Consider the following 15,632-nt stretch of genomic DNA (forward strand, 5'->3'; position numbering starts at 1 on the left):
CTCAACGCACCAACTGAGTCGGCTTCACGGGGAGGCCCAGCCCTGGCGGGCGATACGTCGGCAGGGCCTCCCCGTACTCATGCATCCACGCGTGATCGACCAGCAGCCGCATCCGCCCCCCGTTGACCACCGCAACCGGATCCGGCGCGACGCGCTCCACGTAGTCGACGGTCAGCTTGGCCACCGCGTCCGCCACCAGGTAGGCGTCGGGCGGCGCCAGATCGCACCGGTCGTCGGGCCCGATGAGCAGCTCCACCTCGGGCGGGAGCGGATAGATCGGCCGCGGGATGGCCAGCACGCGCGGCGACGGCGCCATCGGCAACCCGTCCCGCACCGCTTCGAGCAGCACCGACCGCGACGACCGGCGATCGAACAGCCCCGCGGCCAGCGGCCAGCTCAGCGCCCCCACGTCCGTGCCGTCCTCGCCGCAGGCGTGCAGGCACAGGTACGGCACCAGCGGGACGGCCGACCCCGCCCCGGCCTGCGCCCACCCGCTCCCGCAGCCGGTCAGCACGAGCAGCGCCAGCATGGCCCGGTAGGCGGTGTCGGCATGGTTGGTCTCCAGCCGCCCCGGCACGATCATGCACCGCCCGCCGGTCTTCTCCGCCGTCACCCCCAGCTCCCGCGCGATCTTCAGCGTGCGCGCGGCGGCCACCCCCGTGTACGTCTCCTGCCAGGCAGGCGTGTACGGCTCGCCGCGATCGTCATAACCGCGGGGCCAGTGGCCGGGCAGCCCGTCGCGGGCCACCCCGTACACCGCCAGCAGCAGGTCGAACACGGTCGTCGCCAGCTCGTCGCCGTCGCTGACCACCGGCACCCCGCGCCGCAGCAGCCCGGGCCCGTCGTCGAAGCGCGGCAGCAGCACCTCCACCGCGTCGCCGCCGTACACGCTCAGTCCCTCGGCCGGACGCCCGACCAGGCCGCCGGCGACGAAGGCGTCGCCGTGTTCGCGCAGCCGGACCAGGAACGGCAGGTCCGTACGCTCCATGGCGTGCCCGGCGAACGCCGCCCGGTCCAGGAAGAACTCCTTGAGCAGCACATGCCCCATGGCCATGGCCAGCGCGCCGTCGGTGCCCGGCCGGACGACGAGGGTCTCGTCCGACAGGCGCGTCGGGTGCGGCCCGATCGCCACGACCTTCTGTCCCTTGTAACGCCCGGCGATCACCAAGGGCATGCCGGGCGTGCGGACGAGCCTGTTGTTCTCCCCCCACAGCAGCACGTACGCCGCGTGCGGCCAGTCCTCCGGCAGCGTCCCGGGGAACCCGTGGCCGAGCAACTGGTCCGGCACGTTGGACTGCTCGGTCAGCACCGCGCCGCCGAGGCCGGCGACCAGCCCGGCGAGCGGCGAGGTGGACAGCGCGGCGACCCGGTCCGCGCCGTGCTCGGCGGCCGTGTGCACGATCGCCGCGGCGGTCAGCTCGGCCGCGGTCCCGTCGTCGAGCGGCACTCGTCTGCCGCCCCTGGCCTGCTGGTAGAGCTGCGAATTTCCTGTGAGTTTCGCCCAGGCGGCAACCGGGTCACGGAGCCCGCCTTTCACCTCGAAATAGAGCCTTACCAGAGCCTGGTTGACCTGCGATCCCCCCATGCAAAAAGTTCAGCACAGAGGGTCATGTTCTATCGCGTTACGACCCGCCATGTCAGGGATAAGAATCGGAACCCCCGGTGGAAGTACTCAGATGAGTACGGCAGGCTAGAAGCCGCCATGGAATACGCAGTTCTCACGGGGACCATCCTCGTCGCAGGTGTCCTGCTCGCTCTCATCGCCCAGTGGCGTGACTGGCGGCCTCCGCTGCTCGTGTCCGTCCTCGTGGGCGTTGCCGTGCGTTTGCTCCTGATGTTCACCGCCGCCAACGACGCGTGGCAGCCCGTCGACTTCATGGAGAGCTTCCAGCCGGCCGGCCAGGCGGTGCTGAACGGCCACGACCCGGTCCTGGCCAGCGAGGGCGGCTGGCACTTCCTGCCGACCATCCCCTACGTCTACGGCATCCTGCTGTGGCTGGGCATCCCGTGGGTCTACGCCGGGCGCCTGGTCACCGTGGTCGCCGACATCGTGCTGATCCCGCTGGTCGCCAAGCTGGCCGGCGGTCCCAAGGCGTCGCTGCGCGCCCTGCAGTACGCGCTCAACCCGCTCGCCCTGCTCGTCGCCTGCATCCATGGCCAGGTCGAGCCGGTGGCGCTGGTCTTCGGCGTGGCCGCCTTCGTGGTGGCACGCGGTCCCGGCGCACCCGAACGGGCCGGCGTCACGACCCGGGTGGTGGCCAAGGTACGCCGCGGCATCGCGATCTACGGCTGGCGGGCATCGCTGCGCCGGATCGTGGGCCCCGGCGGCATGCTCCACCGCGCCCTGCTGCCCGGCCCCAGCGACCGCCTGGACCTGAGGCGGGGCGCGCTGGCCGGCCTGCTGATGGGCCTGGCGCTGTGCGCGAAGAGCTGGCCGATCTGGCTGATCCCCGGCATGCTGCTCCTGCTGCCCAACCTGCGGGCCAGGGTCGCCGCGCTGTTCATGACCGGCGCGCTGCCGGTGTTCTTCCTGGTCACGCTGCCGGTCTTCGCGGGCACGTCGCTCAAGCAGATCCCCGAGGTCATCAAGACCATCCAGGCCATCCGGCCGATCGTCGGCGAGTGGGGCTGGACACCGCCCTTCACCGGCGGAAACTGGGAGCTGAGGCCTGATCTGGCGACCTTCGGCACCTACCTGATCTACGCCTGCGTCGTCGCCGCGGTGCTGATCTGGCGGCGGGCCGACCCGATCGACATGACCCTGGCCATTCTGCTGATCTTCATGGTCGTCACGCCCCGCCTGGGCGCCCAGTACCTCCTGTGGTTCATGCCGTTCCTGATCGCCAGGCCCACGAGGTTCGCCTGGCCGGCGATCATCGGGGTCTCGCTGTGGTCGGCGTACGGCTACCTGTACATGACCCAGTTCGACGAGACCACCTGGTGGCTGCTGCACGCCGACTGGTCGCGGGCGTCGATCGTGCTGCTGCCGATCCTGCTCATGGCGATGCCCTGGGGCCGCCGGTCCCCGGCGGCCCAGATGCTCGCCCCACCGGTCGAGCCGGTGGGGAAGGCCACGGTCACGTCAGCGGCATAGCCGCTCCCACAACGTGATCCACTGGTCGGGATGGACGTGGCCCACCACCGCGTCGCGGGCGATGCCCGCCGCGGCGACGGCCGCGTCCACCCCCTCGTAGCGGCGTCGGAGCGAGGCGCGCAGCGAGCCGCCCACCCCGCCGAACCCCAGTTCGACCAGCTCCTGGTAGCCGCGCCCCGCCTCGACCAGCGGCGTGGGCCGCCGCTCGATCCGCAGGATCGCCGAGTCGACCGACGGGACCGGCCGGAAGCTCTCCCTGCCGACCCGGTCGCCCAGCCGCCAGCGGAACCACGGCCACGACTCCACCGTCACCAGGCTCCAGCGCCCGTAGTCGCCCGAACGCTTGCGGGCGTACTCCCGCTGCGTGAGCAGCGTCGCCGACGTGAGCCGCGGCGCCCGGAGGCACCAGCCGACGATCCCCGACGTGACCGAGTAGGGGATGTTGCCGACGACCGCGAACGGCTCCCGCGGCGCCCGCGCGGTCGTGAAGTCGGCTCTGACCACCTCGATCCGGGGATCGTCGCGGGTCCGCGCGGCCAGCCGGCCGGCCAGCCGCGGGTCGATCTCGTAACCGATCACCCGGGCTCCGGCCTCGGCCAGCGCCCAGGTCAGCACGCCCTCGCCCGAGCCGGGTTCGAGCACGAGCCCTTCGGGGGCGGCCGCCTTGACCACCAGCTCGACGGCATGCCGGTCGACCAGGAAATTCTGCGACAAGGCGCGCCTGGCCCGGTCTCTGGGCGTGCGACCGCCGCTGTTCCTGGCGTTCTTCTGAGTGTGTGAATAGTTTCCGTGCGCGAAGTTCTGCGCCACAGCCGCCCTCTCGGGTCTTCGAGATGAATGGGTCTCTCGAAGGGCCCGGGGCGCGCCAGCGGACGCCTAGGTCGTCACCGCGTCAGCTGACGGGCCCGAGCCCGGTCGCTGCGCAGACGCATGAAGCAGAGGCAACACATGCGCCCGATGCTAGGGACGCCGTCGTTGACGGGGCAACCCAATAAAAAACCGGATGCGCGCCCCACCCGGCGTTCGCCACTCTGAAGACGTGCAGGCGACGGTGACGGTCACTCCGCAGCAGCTCCCCGAGTTGCTGCTGCACGTCGCCGTCGTCCGGCCGGTGTTCCTGTGGGGCGCGCCGGGCATCGGCAAGAGCTCGTTGGTGCGCGAGTTCGCCGACTCGCTCGGCCTGGAGTGCGTGACCCTGCTCGGCACCCAGCTCGCGCCCGAGGACCTCATCGGGGTGCCCGAGCTGGTCAACGGCCGCAGCCGGTTCGCGCCACCCGAGTCGATCGCCCGCGCCGAGCCTTACTGCCTGTTCCTCGACGAGCTCAACGCCTCGGCGCCCGAGGTGCAGAAGGCGTTCTACTCGCTGATCCTCGACCGCAGGATCGGCGCCTACGAGCTGCCCGCCGGGTCCGTCGTGATCGGCGCGGGCAACCGGGCCACCGACAACGCGCTCGCCCGCCCGATGGCCTCCGCGCTGATCAACCGGCTGATCCACGTGCACCTGCGGGCCTCGTCCGACGACTGGCTCAAGTGGGCCGCCGCCAACGGCATCCACCCGTGGATCGTCGACTACCTGGTGCAGCGGCCCGACCACCTGTGGAGCGCGCCGCCCAAGAGCGAGGAGCCGTTCTCCTCGCCGCGCGCCTGGCACATGCTCTCCGACGTGCTGATCTCCTACGGAGACGACGTCGCCGACGAGACGATCGCCATGCTCGCGTTCGGCACGCTCACCGCCGGCCACGCCTCCGCCTTCCGCGCCTACGTCAAGACCGTGCGGCACGCCTATGACCTCAACGCGGTGATCAAGGGCGAGGCGCCATGGCCGCGCCGGCCCGAAGAGCGCGACCTGCTCTACTTCCTGGCCGAGGCGTTCCGCGCCCGGCTGGTCAAGGAGCTGCCCGCAGACAAGCGCGGCTCCTCCTCCCGGGGCCGCGACCTGGGCTTCCGCGCCAAGACGCTGCTGGTCGAGCTGGCCGAGATCTCGCTGGAGTGCGCGCAACTCGTCATCGCCGCCGACGCGAACGGCGCGCCCGCGCTGCCCACCTGGTTCCTCGTCGAGGTCGGCAGGGACGTGCCCCGGCTGATGGCGGCCCGGTCATGAGCCCCCGTACCAAGGTCAAGGCCGACCCGTGGCGCGCCGAGGTGCGCAAGGGCTTTCAGCTCGTCGACCGGCACCCGCTGTTCGCCGTCTACCACTGCTGGCTCTACGCCGCGGAGGAGGGCGAGCTGTCGGTCGACACGTGGGCGGTGGTGACGGAGGACGGGGACATCCGCCACCACCCCCGCCGCCGCGCCGAGGCTGCGGAGTGGGCGTGGGTCTTCGCGCACCTGCTGCTCCACCTCGGCTTCGGCCACGCCGACCCGCGCACCTGTACGCCGAAGGACCTCGAAGGCGACCGTCCCGAGCCCGCCTACCGGGCCGCGTGCTGCCTGGCCGTCGACCGGTTCCTGGGCACGCTCAAGATCGGCCGCTGCCCCGCGCCGCTGCCCGCCGAACTGCCCGAGCAGGACGAGGTCACGCTGTCGGAGCGCTGGCGTAGGCTCGGCATCCCCGAGGCGTACCAACCGCTCGGCGAGGAGGACTTCCGCGTCTGCTCGGTGGAGATGGCCAAGCACTACGACTTCCCGGCCATGTTCGCGGTCGGCGTCGCCGAGGCGGCCACCGCCGCGCTCGACCGGGCGGGCACGCCGCGCACCACGGCCGACAAGCACGTCGACGGGCCGTGGGACCTGGCGCTGCGCTGGTTCGTCTCCTCCTACCCGCTGCTGGGCGCGCTCGCCGCCGGGATGAACATCGTCGCGGAGGTGGAGCTGGCCAGGAGCTGGGGGATCTCCATCGCCGCGGTCAGCGCCGAAGCCGGCGAGATCTACGTCAATCCGCTCGCCCGGCACTCCGCGGAGGAGTGGCGGTTCGTGCTGGCCCACGAGATGCTGCACGCCGCGCTCCGCCACGGCGAGCGGGTCGGCGCGCGCGAGCCGTACATCTGGAACGTCGCCTGTGATTACGTGATCAACGGCTGGCTCGTCGAGATGGGCGTCGGCGAGATGCCGGAAGGGCTGCTGTTCGACCAGACGCTGTCCGGCATGTCGGCCGAGGCGGTCTACGACACGATCGTCACCGACCTGCGGCGGATGCGGAAGCTCGCCACGCTGCGCGGGCGCGGCATCGGCGACGTCCTCGACCGGCCGCCGCGCCCCGCCCGCGGCTGCGTCGATCTCGACGAGTACTACCGGAGCGCGCTCTGCACGGGCCTGGCCTACCACCAGGGCAACGGCCGCGGCTTCGTGCCCGCCGGGCTGGAGCAGGAGATCCGGGCGCTCGACCAGCCGCCGCTGCCGTGGGACGCGCAGCTGGCCCGCTGGTTCGACGAGCACTTCCAGCCGGAGGAGAAGCGCCGCTCCTACGCCCGCGCCTCCCGCCGCCAGGCCGCCACCCCGGACATCCCGCGCCCCGGCTGGCTGCGGCCGGAGGAGGTGGTCAGGAAGGCCACGTTCGGCGTCGTCCTCGACACCTCGGGCTCGATGGACGTCAAGCTGCTCGGCAAGGCGCTCGGCGCGATCGCCTCCTACGCCACCGTCCGCGACGTGCCGCGGGCGCGCGTGGTGTTCTGCGACGCGATCGCGTACGACGCCGGCTACCTGCCGGTCGAGGACATCGCGAACCGGGTCAGGGTACGCGGCCGGGGCGGCACGATCCTGCAGCCGGGGGTCAGCCTGCTGGAGCGGGCCGACGACTTCCCGGCCGACGGGCCGATCCTGCTCATCACCGACGGCCAGTGCGACGTGATCCGCATCCGCCGCGAGCACGCCTTCCTCGTGCCGCAGGGCGTCGCGCTGCCGTTCCGGCCGCGCGGGCCGATCTTCTACATGAAGTGATCTTCTTCATGCGGCGACTTTGAGCTGGCTTTGAAGTGGCTCGGGTAAACCTTTAATCATGGACCGACCGGCCAGGGTACTCGTCGTGGACGACGAGCCGAACATCCGTGCCCTGCTCTCGCAGACGTTGCGACTGGTCTCGTTCGAGGTCAGGACCGCCGAGTCCGGCGCCGAGGCGGTACGGGCCGCCAGGGAGTTCGAGCCCGACATCGTGGTGCTCGACGTGATGATGGAGGACATCGACGGGTTCGAGGTGGCCAGGCGGCTCGGCGAGCGCGTCCCGGTGCTGTTCCTGACCGCGCGCGACACGGTCGAGGACCGCGTCCGGGGGCTCACGCTGGGCGCCGACGACTACGTGGCCAAGCCGTTCAGCCTGGAGGAGGTGGTGCTGCGCATCCGGGCCATCCTGCGGCGCAGCCGTACCGAGACCGCGCGCGAGGACGTGCTGCGCTACGCCGACCTGGAGCTCGACACGGCCGCGCACGAGGTGCGCCGCGGCGGCGTGCGCGTCGAGCTGTCGCCCACCGAGTTCAACCTGCTCGCCTACCTGCTGACGAACGCCGGCCGGGTGGTGAGCAAGGCGCAGATCCTCGACAGCGTGTGGCGCTACGACTTCGACGGCGACTCCAGCATCGTCGAGTCGTACGTCTACTACCTGCGCAAGAAGATCGACAAGTGGGAGCCGCAGCTCATCCACACCGTGCGCGGCGTCGGCTACACACTCAGGACGCCGCGGTGAGGCCGGGCCGGTGGACGCTGCGCGCCCGGCTCGTCATGGCGATACTCGGGCTCACCACGGTCGCGCTCGTCCTGGTCAACGTGGTGGGCATCGCGCTGCTCGGCGACAACCTGCTGCGCCGCGTGGACAGCCAGCTCAACACGATGAGCGGCGCCGCCCAGAAGCTGCCGATGATGGCCGGCCTGATCTCCCCCAGCCAGACCATGGACTGGCAGAAGGTGCTGACGAAGCGGGTCGCCTCCGTGGCCAGGATCTACGTCTACTCCGCCGACGGCAGGCTGGTCAGCGCGCTGCCCAGTGGTTCGGACCCCGGGCCGATGCTCGACGACATCCACTTGGGCGACCCCTACACCGTGAGCGGCACCACGGGGCCGTCCTGGCGGCTGAAGGCGACCGCGACTGACGGCGGTGGCACCGTGCTGGTCGCGCAGTCGCTCGCCGAGATCGAGGCGACCCGCGCCTCGCTCAGCGCCATCGCCTTCGCCGTCAGCGCGCTCGTGCTGCTCCTGCTCGGCCTGGCCGCCGACGCCGTCGTACGGCTCGGCCTGCGCCCGCTGACCAGGATGGAGCGTACGGCCGGCCAGATCGCCATGGGTGACTTCGCCAGCCGGGTCCCCGCGCCCGACCCGCACACCGAGCCGGGCCGCCTGGGCACGGCCATGAACGTCATGCTGGATCGCGTCGAGCACGAGATCGCCGCCAGAACCGACTCCGAGTCCCGCATGCGCCGCTTCCTGGCCGACGCCTCCCACGAGCTGCGTACCCCGCTCACCTCGGTCCGCGGCTTCGCCGAGCTCTACCGCCGGGGCGCCGGCGACGAGCCGGAGCTGATGCGCCGGATCGAGGAGGAGGCCGGCCGGATGGGTGTGCTCGTCAACGACCTGCTCACCCTGGCCCAGCTCGACCAGGAACGCCCCATGGACCACCACCCCGTCGACCTGCTGGAAGTGGCGGCCGACACCATCCGCGACGCCCGGGTCCGGGTGCCCGACAGGCAGGTCAGGCTGAGCGGCCTCGGCGAGGCGCTGACCCCCGTCTCGGTCATGGGCGACGAGGCCAGGCTGCGCCAGGTCGCCGCCAACCTGGTCGGCAACGCGCTCACCCACACCCCGCAGGACGCGTCGGTCACCGTCAGTGTGGGCACCTCGCGCGGCATGGCGGTCTTCGAGGTGGCCGACACCGGGCCCGGCGTGCCGCCGCAGCACGTCCCGCACGTCTTCGACCGGCTGTACCGCGTCGGCCAGGGCAGATCCAGGACCGACGGCGGCGCGGGGCTGGGCCTGGCCATCGTGGCCGCCATCGTGCGGGCCCACGGAGGCGAGGTCGAACTCGACTCGGTGCCGGGGGAGGGCGCCACTTTCCGCGTGCTCCTACCGGGCTCCTAGGCGGCTCCCAGGCTCCTCTGATCGGCGCTCGGCACATTCGGAGCATGAACAGAATCCTCCTCACGACAGCCACGGCGGCGCTGGCGCTGGCCGCCACCGCCTGCGCCGCGCAACCGAGCTCGACGGGAGTCGCCTCCGTCAAGGCCGCCTCGGCGGCGCCCACGGCCACCGCCTCGCCCACGGGCAGCGTCGATCCACAGGAACAGGGCAGGAAGTTCGCCGCGTGCATGCGCGAGCACGGCGTCGACATGCCCGACCCCGACCCCGACGGCGGTGGAGGGATCCAGGCGATGTCCGCCATGAAGGGCGACAAGGACGCGATCATGAAGGCGCTGGAGTCCTGCCGGTCCGTCGCGCCCGTCAGGGACCGCAAGGCGCTCAAGCCGGAAGATGCGGAGCAACTGCGCCAGTTCGCCGCGTGCATGCGCAAGAACGGCGTCGACATGCCCGACCCCGACGCCAGTGGCGCCATCGCCAAGGGCACCGCCCGCAACTTCAAGCCGGACGACCCGGCGTTCAAGAAGGCGTACGAGGCGTGCCGGGGCACGTTCCCGAAGCTGGGCCAGGCGAAATGACCCAGGTGAAGGCCGGCCCGGAGATCGTGGCCGTCCGGCCGCGGCGCCGCCGGCCGCTGCGCGCGGTCGCCTGGGCCGGTGGCGCCGCCCTGCTCGCCGCCGCCGTCACGGCCGCCGCCATCGGCTTCGGCGGCAACGGCTCGGGCACGGCCGTCGCCGGCCGCACGCCCCCGGCGACCGCCAAGGTGACCCGTACGACGCTCACCGAGACCAAGACCGTGGACGGCACGCTCGGCTACGGCGACACCCTCACCGTCACCGCCAAGTCCCAGGGGACGATCACCTGGCTCCCCGCGGAAGGCTCCACCATCACCAGAGGCAAGGCCGTCTACAGCATCGACGCCGACCGTCGCCCCCTGCTCTACGGCAGCATGCCCCTCTACCGCGTCCTCAAGGACGGCGTCGAGGGCAAGGACGTCGAGTTACTGGAGCGGAACCTGGCCAAGCTCGGCTACACCGGCTTCGACGTCGACAAGGAGTACACCTGGACCACCCGCGAGGCCGTCGAGGACTGGCAGGAGGACCTCGGCCTGGACGTCACCGGCGAGGTCCAGCCCGCCGACGTGGTCGTGGAGAGCGGGCCGCTGCGCGTCGCCGACCTCAAGACCACGCTCGGCGCCGGCGGCACCGGACCCGTGCTCACCGCGACGGGCACCACCCGCCAGGTGCTGGTCCACCTCGACGTGGCCGACGCGCACCTGGTCAGGAAGGGCCTCAAGGCCACGGTCGAGCTGCCCGACGGCTCCACCGTCAAGGGCAAGGTCACCGGCGTGGGCAAGGTCGCCACCGAGACGGGCACCAGCGCCGACGCCACCACCACGGTCGAGGTCAAGGTGTCGGTGAGCGGGCTGAAGAAGCCCTTCGACTCCGCCCCGGTCGACGTCACGATCGTGTCGGCCCAGCGCGAGGACGTGCTGGCCGTACCCGTCGGAGCGCTGCTGGCCCTCGCGGAGGGCGGCTACGGCGTGCAGGTCGTCGAGGGCGGGACCACCCGGTACGCGGCCGTCGAGGTCGGCATGTTCGCCGACGGCAAGGTCGAGGTCAACGGCGTCCAGGAGGGCGCGACCGTGGCGGTGCCCAAGTGATCGTCCGGCTGCGCGACGTGAGCAAGGAGTACGGCGAGGTGGCCGCGCTGCGCGGCGTCTCCATGAGCATCGAGTACGGCGAGCTCGTCGGCATCGTCGGCCCGTCCGGCTCCGGGAAGTCGACCATGCTCAACATGATCGGCACCCTGGACCGCCCGTCGAGCGGCACCGTGAGCATCGCCGGCCACGACGTGCTCACACTCACCGACAAACAGCTCTCCGCGCTGCGGGCGAACGTCATCGGCTTCGTGTTCCAGCAGTTCCACCTCGCCGCGGGCGTGCCCGCGCTGGACAACGTCGCCGACGGCCTGCTGTACGCGGGGCCCTCGCTACGTGAGCGCCGCCTGCGCGCCTACGAGGCGCTCGACCGGGTCGGACTCGGGCACCGGCTCGGCCACCGCCCGCACGAGCTGTCCGGCGGCGAGCGGCAGCGGGTCGCGATCGCCCGTGCCGTGGTCGGCGGACCGCGACTCTTGCTGGCCGACGAGCCGACGGGCAACCTCGACTCCCGTTCCGGCGCGGGCGTGATGGACCTGCTGCGCGAGCTGCACGCGGGCGGCACCACCGTGGTCGTCATCACCCATGACCGCGACATCGCCGCCTCGCTCCCCCGGCAGGTCGAGATGCTCGACGGGCTCGTGGTGGAGGGGGTTAGAGCATGATCACCACCATCCTCACCTCAGCCCGGCTGCGCCCGCGCGACGTCGTCAGGGTCGGCGGGGCGGGCCTGCGGGCCAGGCCGCTGCGGGTGTTCCTGTCGGCGCTCGGCATCGCCATCGGCATCGCGGCCATGCTCGGCGTCGTCGGCATCTCGGCCTCCAGCCAGGAGGACCTGAACCGCCAGCTCGAATCGCTCGGCACGAACCTGCTCACCGTCTCACCCGGCCAGGACCTCTTCGGCGCGGGCTCCCACCTGCCCGCCGAGGCGGAGGGCATGATCGAGCAGATCGCCCCCGTCACCTCGGTCACCGCCACGGGCACCACGCCCGCCAAGGTCTACCGCAACGACCACATCCCGGTGGCCGAGTCGGGCAGCATCTCGGTCACCGCCGCCCGCCTGGACCTGCCGCACGACGTGGGCGCCCAGATCGTCAGCGGCACCTGGCTGAACGAGGCCACCCAGCGGTACCCGGCCACCGTGCTCGGCGCCAAGGCGGCCGACCGGCTCGGCGTCGTGCGGGCGGGCCCCGACCAGCGGGTCTGGCTGGGCGGGCAGTGGTTCACCGTCGTCGGCGTGCTCGGCGCCGCGCCGCTCGCCCCCGAACTCGACACCGCCGCGCTGATCGGCTGGCCGGTCGCCGAGGAGCGGCTGGACTTCGACGGCTACCCGACCACGATCTATGCCAGGGCCGAGGAGGCGTCCGTCGTCGCCGTACGCGACGTGCTGGGCCCCACCGCCAACCCGGAGAAGCCCAACGAGGTCGAGGTCTCCAGGCCGTCGGACGTGCTGGCCGCCAAGCAGGCCACCGACGCGACCCTGAACGCCCTCCTGCTCGGCCTCGGCGGCGTCGCCCTGCTGGTCGGCGGGGTCGGCGTGGCCAACACGATGGTGATCTCGGTGCTCGAACGGCGGGCCGAGATCGGGCTGCGCCGCTCGCTCGGCGCCACGCGCGGGCAGATCAGGCTGCAGTTCCTGGCCGAATCGCTGCTGCTGTCGGCCATCGGGGGCGTCGGCGGTGTGGTGCTCGGCATCGGCGTCACCGCCGCGTACGCGAGCTTCCAGGGCTGGCCGGCGATCGTGCCGGTCTGGGCCATGCTCGGCGGAGTCCTCGCCACCCTGGTCATCGGCGGGATCGCCGGGTTCTACCCGGCCGTGCGGGCCGCCCGCATGTCGCCCACGGAGGCGCTGGCCACACCCTGACACGTGTCCGATTCTTACAAGAGAACCCGGCTCGGCCTGGGTAGCTTCGCCGGTATGGAGATGCTTTCCCAGGCTGAGACATATGTGCTGCTGCACGGGCGGCTGATCGACAGGCTCAGGTTCGGCGCCCTGTTCAGGGGTGCCTCCCGTACGCGGGTGCTGGACGCGCTGCGCTGCTACCAGAACGACGACGGCGGCTTCGGCAACGCGCTCGAACCGGACCTGCGTGGCGCGGCCAGCCAGCCCGAACCGGTCGAGGTGGCCTTCTCGATCCTCGACGAGCTGGACGCCTTCGACGATCCGATGGTGGCCGCCGCCTGCGACTACCTCGTCAGCGTCACGGCCAAGGACGGCGGCGTGCCGTTCGTGCTGCCGAGCGTCCGCGACACGCCGCGGGCGCCCTGGTGGGAGACCGGCGACGAGCCGCCGGGCAGCCTCGTCCCCACCGCGTCGCTGGCCGGGTTCCTGCACAAGCACGGCGTCGACCATCCGTGGCTCGGGCCCGCCACCGACTTCTGCTGGTCGGCGATCGCCGATATCTCGGACACCACCCCGTACGAGGCGCGGGCCGTCGTCCCGTTCCTGGACCTCGTGCCCGACCGGTCGCGGGCCGAGGCGGAGTTCGCCCGGTTGCGCGAGGCCCTGCTGGCCACGGTCACTTTCGACCCCGGAGCGCCCGGCGAGGCGCATTTCCCCCTCGACTTCGCGCCGTCGCCGCTGCGGTTGCCGCTGTTCACGCAAGACGTCCTGGACCGGCACCTCGACGCGCTCGCCGCCGCCCAGGCGGACGGCGGCTGGCGCGGGAACTGGCTGATGTGGACGCCCGTGGTGGAGCACGAATGGGGCGGCTACCTCACCGTGCACCGGCTGCGGACGCTCCGGGCGTACGGGCGGCTGTGACTTCTTGTCGGTGGCCGTGCGTACCTTGGTGGCATGTACGAGGAGCGGCCTCCAGGGGACGGCTTCGACGGCCGGGTCGCCTGCGTGTGGCGGCGGGTGAACGACGCCGACAGCACGCAGCTCGTGGTGCCCGACGGATGCGTTGACCTCATCTGGGGGCCTTCGGGGGCGTTCGTGGCGGGGCCGGACACCGGGCCGATGCCGGTGCGGATGCGGGCGGGTGACGCTTTCACCGGGATCAGGTTCAAGCCGGGTGGTGTGGGGGACGTGTTCGGCGTCCCGGTGCACGCCCTTCGTGATCAGCGGGTGCCCGTGACGGACCTGGGGTTCTCCCTGCCCGGTGGGCGGCCGGCGGTCATGCGGGCGGCGATCGTGGCCCGGCTTCGGGCAACCGCGCCCGCCGACGCGGCCGCGTCGGCGATCGCCGAGGCGCTCCGGGCGGGGCGGAGCGTGGGAGAGGTCGCTTGGACGCTGGGGTTCAGTGAGCGGCAACTGCTGCGGCGGAGTATGGCCTCGTTCGGATACGGGCCGAAGGTCCTGCAGCGGGTCGTCCGGTTCCAGCGGGCGCTGAAACTGGCCCGTGCGGGGGTGGCGCTGGCGGAGGTGGCGGTGGTCGCGGGCTACGCGGATCAGGCGCACCTGGCCAACGAGGTCAAGCGGCTGAGCGGGGTGACTCTGGCGGAGCTCCGGATATGAGAGCGGCCGCCCAGCCCGCGCCGGGGTCACTGTCGACGAGGAGCGCCCGCGTGAGCAGGCTCAGGGGGATCGCCAGCAGCGCGCCCAGCGGCCCCAGCACGAACGCCCAGACGATCAGCGACAGGAACGTCATCGTGGTCGACAGGCCCACCGCGTCCCCCAGGAACTTGGGCTGGATGAACGATTGGATCACCACGTTGATGGCGATATAGGCGGCGATGACGAGCAGCATCTGCTTGAGACCGCCGTCGAGGAGGGCCAGCATCGCGGGCGGGATCAGGCCGAGGACGAAGCCGATGTTCGGGATGTAGTTGGTGATCAGCGCGAGGACTCCCCAGAGGATGGGCAACGGCACATCCAGGATGGACAGGGCCGTGACGTCCAGCGCCGAGCAGATGAGACCGAAGACCGTGGAGACGATCAGATAGCGCCTGGTCTTGTCGGCGAACGTGGCGAGCGCCGCCACCAGGTGCGGCTTGGAGTTCTCGCCCGCCGCGATGATCCGGGCCATGCCCGGAGTGTCCAGGCACATCGCCAGCAGCAGCACCACGATGAGGAACAGGCTGGACAGCACTCCCAGCAGACTCGACGCCAGGCTCTGCGCCAGACCGATCACCTTGGCGGGGTCGAAGCTCTGGATCGCCTTGTTGAGCTGGGCGTTGCTGATGCCGTGGGTGGTGGCGAAGTTCTGGGCGTCGGTGAGCAACTGCTGGAACTGCGGGGCGTACGCGGGGAGCAGCGAGGCGAGCTGGGTGATGGAGAAGGTCAGCACCGCGACCATGCCCAGCAGGACGAGCAGCACGATGAGGAAGGGCACGATGACCTGCACCCAAGCGGGAGCGCCCGCGCGGGCGAGCCGGTTCCGCACGGGGGCCACGGCGATGACCAGGACGAGCGCGAGCACGACCGGGCCCAGGATCGACGCGACCTCGCGCATCCCGAACAGAACGATGACCGCGCAGGCGATACCCAGCAGGATGGTGAGGGCTCGGGGCACACGAGATTCCTACCCGTGAGCAGGGGATGACACCGGCAATCCGTTGATTTGACGGTTCCGGGAGGCGTACATAGAGTTCACCAGTCCCGCGAGGACGGCGTTGATCGCCGGTCTCGCCCGGGGGCCACCTCCAGCTAGATCCATTCAGAAGGCGTTCGCGTCACTCCGAATGGCTGGTAAGTTAGAGGGGTTGTCCCGGAAACGGGGCGGTGTTTATTCCAGAAGGTCGATGCGAGTCGGGTCAATTTGACACCGGGTCGGGCGGCTGAAAGAATAAAGACACAACGAAATGAACGAAAACGAAATGAGCGCCTCTCGCAGGTTGGGGAGTACGCGTCCGTTTCTTGAGAACTCAACAGTGTGTTAAAAGCCAGTGCATGATGCACAACCCCGTCATGTCCATGCTTTCGGGTGTGGATGACGG

Annotated in this window: 14 protein-coding genes; 11 read left to right on the top strand and 3 right to left on the bottom strand. The window is 71.2% G+C overall.

Annotated elements, in window-relative coordinates; translation table 11 throughout:
* Position 1: 1 nt before the first annotated feature.
* A complete protein-coding gene (locus tag AB0B91_RS08545; protein WP_358317469.1) occupies positions 2-1,585 on the bottom strand; it encodes a molybdopterin-dependent oxidoreductase in 1,584 nt (527 codons plus the stop codon).
* Between the two features lie 117 nt (positions 1,586-1,702).
* On the opposite strand from AB0B91_RS08545, the gene AB0B91_RS08550 reads away from it, so the two are divergent.
* Positions 1,703-3,094 carry a hypothetical protein gene (locus tag AB0B91_RS08550; RefSeq protein ID WP_358317471.1) on the top strand — a complete coding sequence of 464 codons (1,392 nt, stop codon included), beginning with the start codon at positions 1,703-1,705 and terminating at the stop codon, positions 3,092-3,094.
* Here the strand turns inward: AB0B91_RS08550 and erm are convergent.
* The gene (gene erm, locus AB0B91_RS08555; protein WP_358317473.1) at positions 3,083-3,904 is read right to left on the bottom strand and encodes an ErmE/ErmH/ErmO/ErmR family 23S rRNA (adenine(2058)-N(6))-methyltransferase; all 822 of its coding nucleotides are present in this window, start codon (positions 3,902-3,904) and stop codon (positions 3,083-3,085) included. The genes AB0B91_RS08550 and erm overlap by 12 nt on opposite strands.
* Positions 3,905-4,133: 229 nt before the next feature.
* On the opposite strand from erm, the gene AB0B91_RS08560 reads away from it, so the two are divergent.
* Genes AB0B91_RS08560 through AB0B91_RS08605 form a run of 10 tightly spaced genes read left to right on the top strand, consistent with a single transcriptional unit; the run spans position 4,134 to position 14,211 of the window.
* Positions 4,134-5,195 (top strand): MoxR family ATPase, encoded by a 1,062-nt coding sequence (locus AB0B91_RS08560; RefSeq protein ID WP_358317475.1) that lies wholly within the window; start codon positions 4,134-4,136, stop codon positions 5,193-5,195.
* Complete coding sequence (locus tag AB0B91_RS08565; protein WP_358317477.1) at positions 5,192-6,970, top strand: hypothetical protein; 1,779 nt, start codon at positions 5,192-5,194, stop codon at positions 6,968-6,970. Before AB0B91_RS08560 ends, AB0B91_RS08565 begins: the two co-directional genes overlap by 4 nt.
* 58 nt (positions 6,971-7,028) lie before the next feature.
* Positions 7,029-7,709, top strand: a complete 681-nt coding sequence (locus tag AB0B91_RS08570; protein ID WP_358317479.1) for a response regulator transcription factor — start codon at positions 7,029-7,031, stop codon at positions 7,707-7,709.
* The gene (locus tag AB0B91_RS08575; RefSeq protein WP_358317481.1) at positions 7,706-9,094 is read left to right on the top strand and encodes an ATP-binding protein; all 1,389 of its coding nucleotides are present in this window, start codon (positions 7,706-7,708) and stop codon (positions 9,092-9,094) included. The genes AB0B91_RS08570 and AB0B91_RS08575 overlap by 4 nt, the downstream gene beginning before the upstream one ends.
* 44 nt (positions 9,095-9,138) lie before the next feature.
* Positions 9,139-9,669 (top strand): hypothetical protein, encoded by a 531-nt coding sequence (locus tag AB0B91_RS08580; RefSeq protein ID WP_358317483.1) that lies wholly within the window; start codon positions 9,139-9,141, stop codon positions 9,667-9,669.
* Complete coding sequence (locus tag AB0B91_RS08585) at positions 9,666-10,754, top strand: peptidoglycan-binding protein (protein ID WP_358317485.1); 1,089 nt, start codon at positions 9,666-9,668, stop codon at positions 10,752-10,754. Before AB0B91_RS08580 ends, AB0B91_RS08585 begins: the two co-directional genes overlap by 4 nt.
* Positions 10,754-11,416 carry an ABC transporter ATP-binding protein gene (locus AB0B91_RS08590; RefSeq protein ID WP_358317525.1) on the top strand — a complete coding sequence of 221 codons (663 nt, stop codon included), beginning with the start codon at positions 10,754-10,756 and terminating at the stop codon, positions 11,414-11,416. The genes AB0B91_RS08585 and AB0B91_RS08590 overlap by 1 nt, the downstream gene beginning before the upstream one ends.
* Positions 11,413-12,615 carry an ABC transporter permease gene (locus AB0B91_RS08595; protein WP_358317487.1) on the top strand — a complete coding sequence of 401 codons (1,203 nt, stop codon included), beginning with the start codon at positions 11,413-11,415 and terminating at the stop codon, positions 12,613-12,615. Before AB0B91_RS08590 ends, AB0B91_RS08595 begins: the two co-directional genes overlap by 4 nt.
* A 54-nt stretch (positions 12,616-12,669) precedes the next feature.
* Positions 12,670-13,515: a hypothetical protein gene (locus tag AB0B91_RS08600; RefSeq protein ID WP_358317489.1), complete on the top strand. Its 846-nt coding sequence runs from the start codon at positions 12,670-12,672 to the stop codon at positions 13,513-13,515.
* 33 nt (positions 13,516-13,548) lie between these two features.
* Positions 13,549-14,211: a DUF6597 domain-containing transcriptional factor gene (locus AB0B91_RS08605; RefSeq protein WP_358317491.1), complete on the top strand. Its 663-nt coding sequence runs from the start codon at positions 13,549-13,551 to the stop codon at positions 14,209-14,211.
* On the opposite strand, the gene AB0B91_RS08610 is transcribed toward AB0B91_RS08605, so the two are convergent.
* Positions 14,168-15,208 (bottom strand): AI-2E family transporter, encoded by a 1,041-nt coding sequence (locus AB0B91_RS08610; protein WP_358317493.1) that lies wholly within the window; start codon positions 15,206-15,208, stop codon positions 14,168-14,170. The two genes, AB0B91_RS08605 and AB0B91_RS08610, sit on opposite strands and share 44 nt — an antisense overlap.
* Between the last annotated feature and the right edge of the window lie 424 nt (positions 15,209-15,632).

It is taken from the genome of Nonomuraea sp. NPDC049141, from assembly GCF_040648415.1.
Classification (GTDB): domain Bacteria; phylum Actinomycetota; class Actinomycetes; order Streptosporangiales; family Streptosporangiaceae; genus Nonomuraea.

Excerpts from the sequence above, each read along its gene's own strand:
- AB0B91_RS08605 (WP_358317491.1), top strand. The coding sequence starts at position 13,549 with ATGTACGAGGAGCGGCCTCCAGGGGACGGCTTCGACGGCCGGGTCGCC.
- AB0B91_RS08585 (WP_358317485.1), top strand. The coding sequence starts at position 9,666 with ATGACCCAGGTGAAGGCCGGCCCGGAGATCGTGGCCGTCCGGCCGCGG.
- AB0B91_RS08550 (WP_358317471.1), top strand. The coding sequence starts at position 1,703 with ATGGAATACGCAGTTCTCACGGGGACCATCCTCGTCGCAGGTGTCCTG.
- AB0B91_RS08565 (WP_358317477.1), top strand. The coding sequence starts at position 5,192 with ATGAGCCCCCGTACCAAGGTCAAGGCCGACCCGTGGCGCGCCGAGGTG.
- AB0B91_RS08545 (WP_358317469.1), bottom strand. The coding sequence starts at position 1,585 with ATGGGGGGATCGCAGGTCAACCAGGCTCTGGTAAGGCTCTATTTCGAG.
- AB0B91_RS08580 (WP_358317483.1), top strand. The coding sequence starts at position 9,139 with ATGAACAGAATCCTCCTCACGACAGCCACGGCGGCGCTGGCGCTGGCC.
- AB0B91_RS08600 (WP_358317489.1), top strand. The coding sequence starts at position 12,670 with ATGGAGATGCTTTCCCAGGCTGAGACATATGTGCTGCTGCACGGGCGG.
- AB0B91_RS08595 (WP_358317487.1), top strand. The coding sequence starts at position 11,413 with ATGATCACCACCATCCTCACCTCAGCCCGGCTGCGCCCGCGCGACGTC.
- AB0B91_RS08570 (WP_358317479.1), top strand. The coding sequence starts at position 7,029 with ATGGACCGACCGGCCAGGGTACTCGTCGTGGACGACGAGCCGAACATC.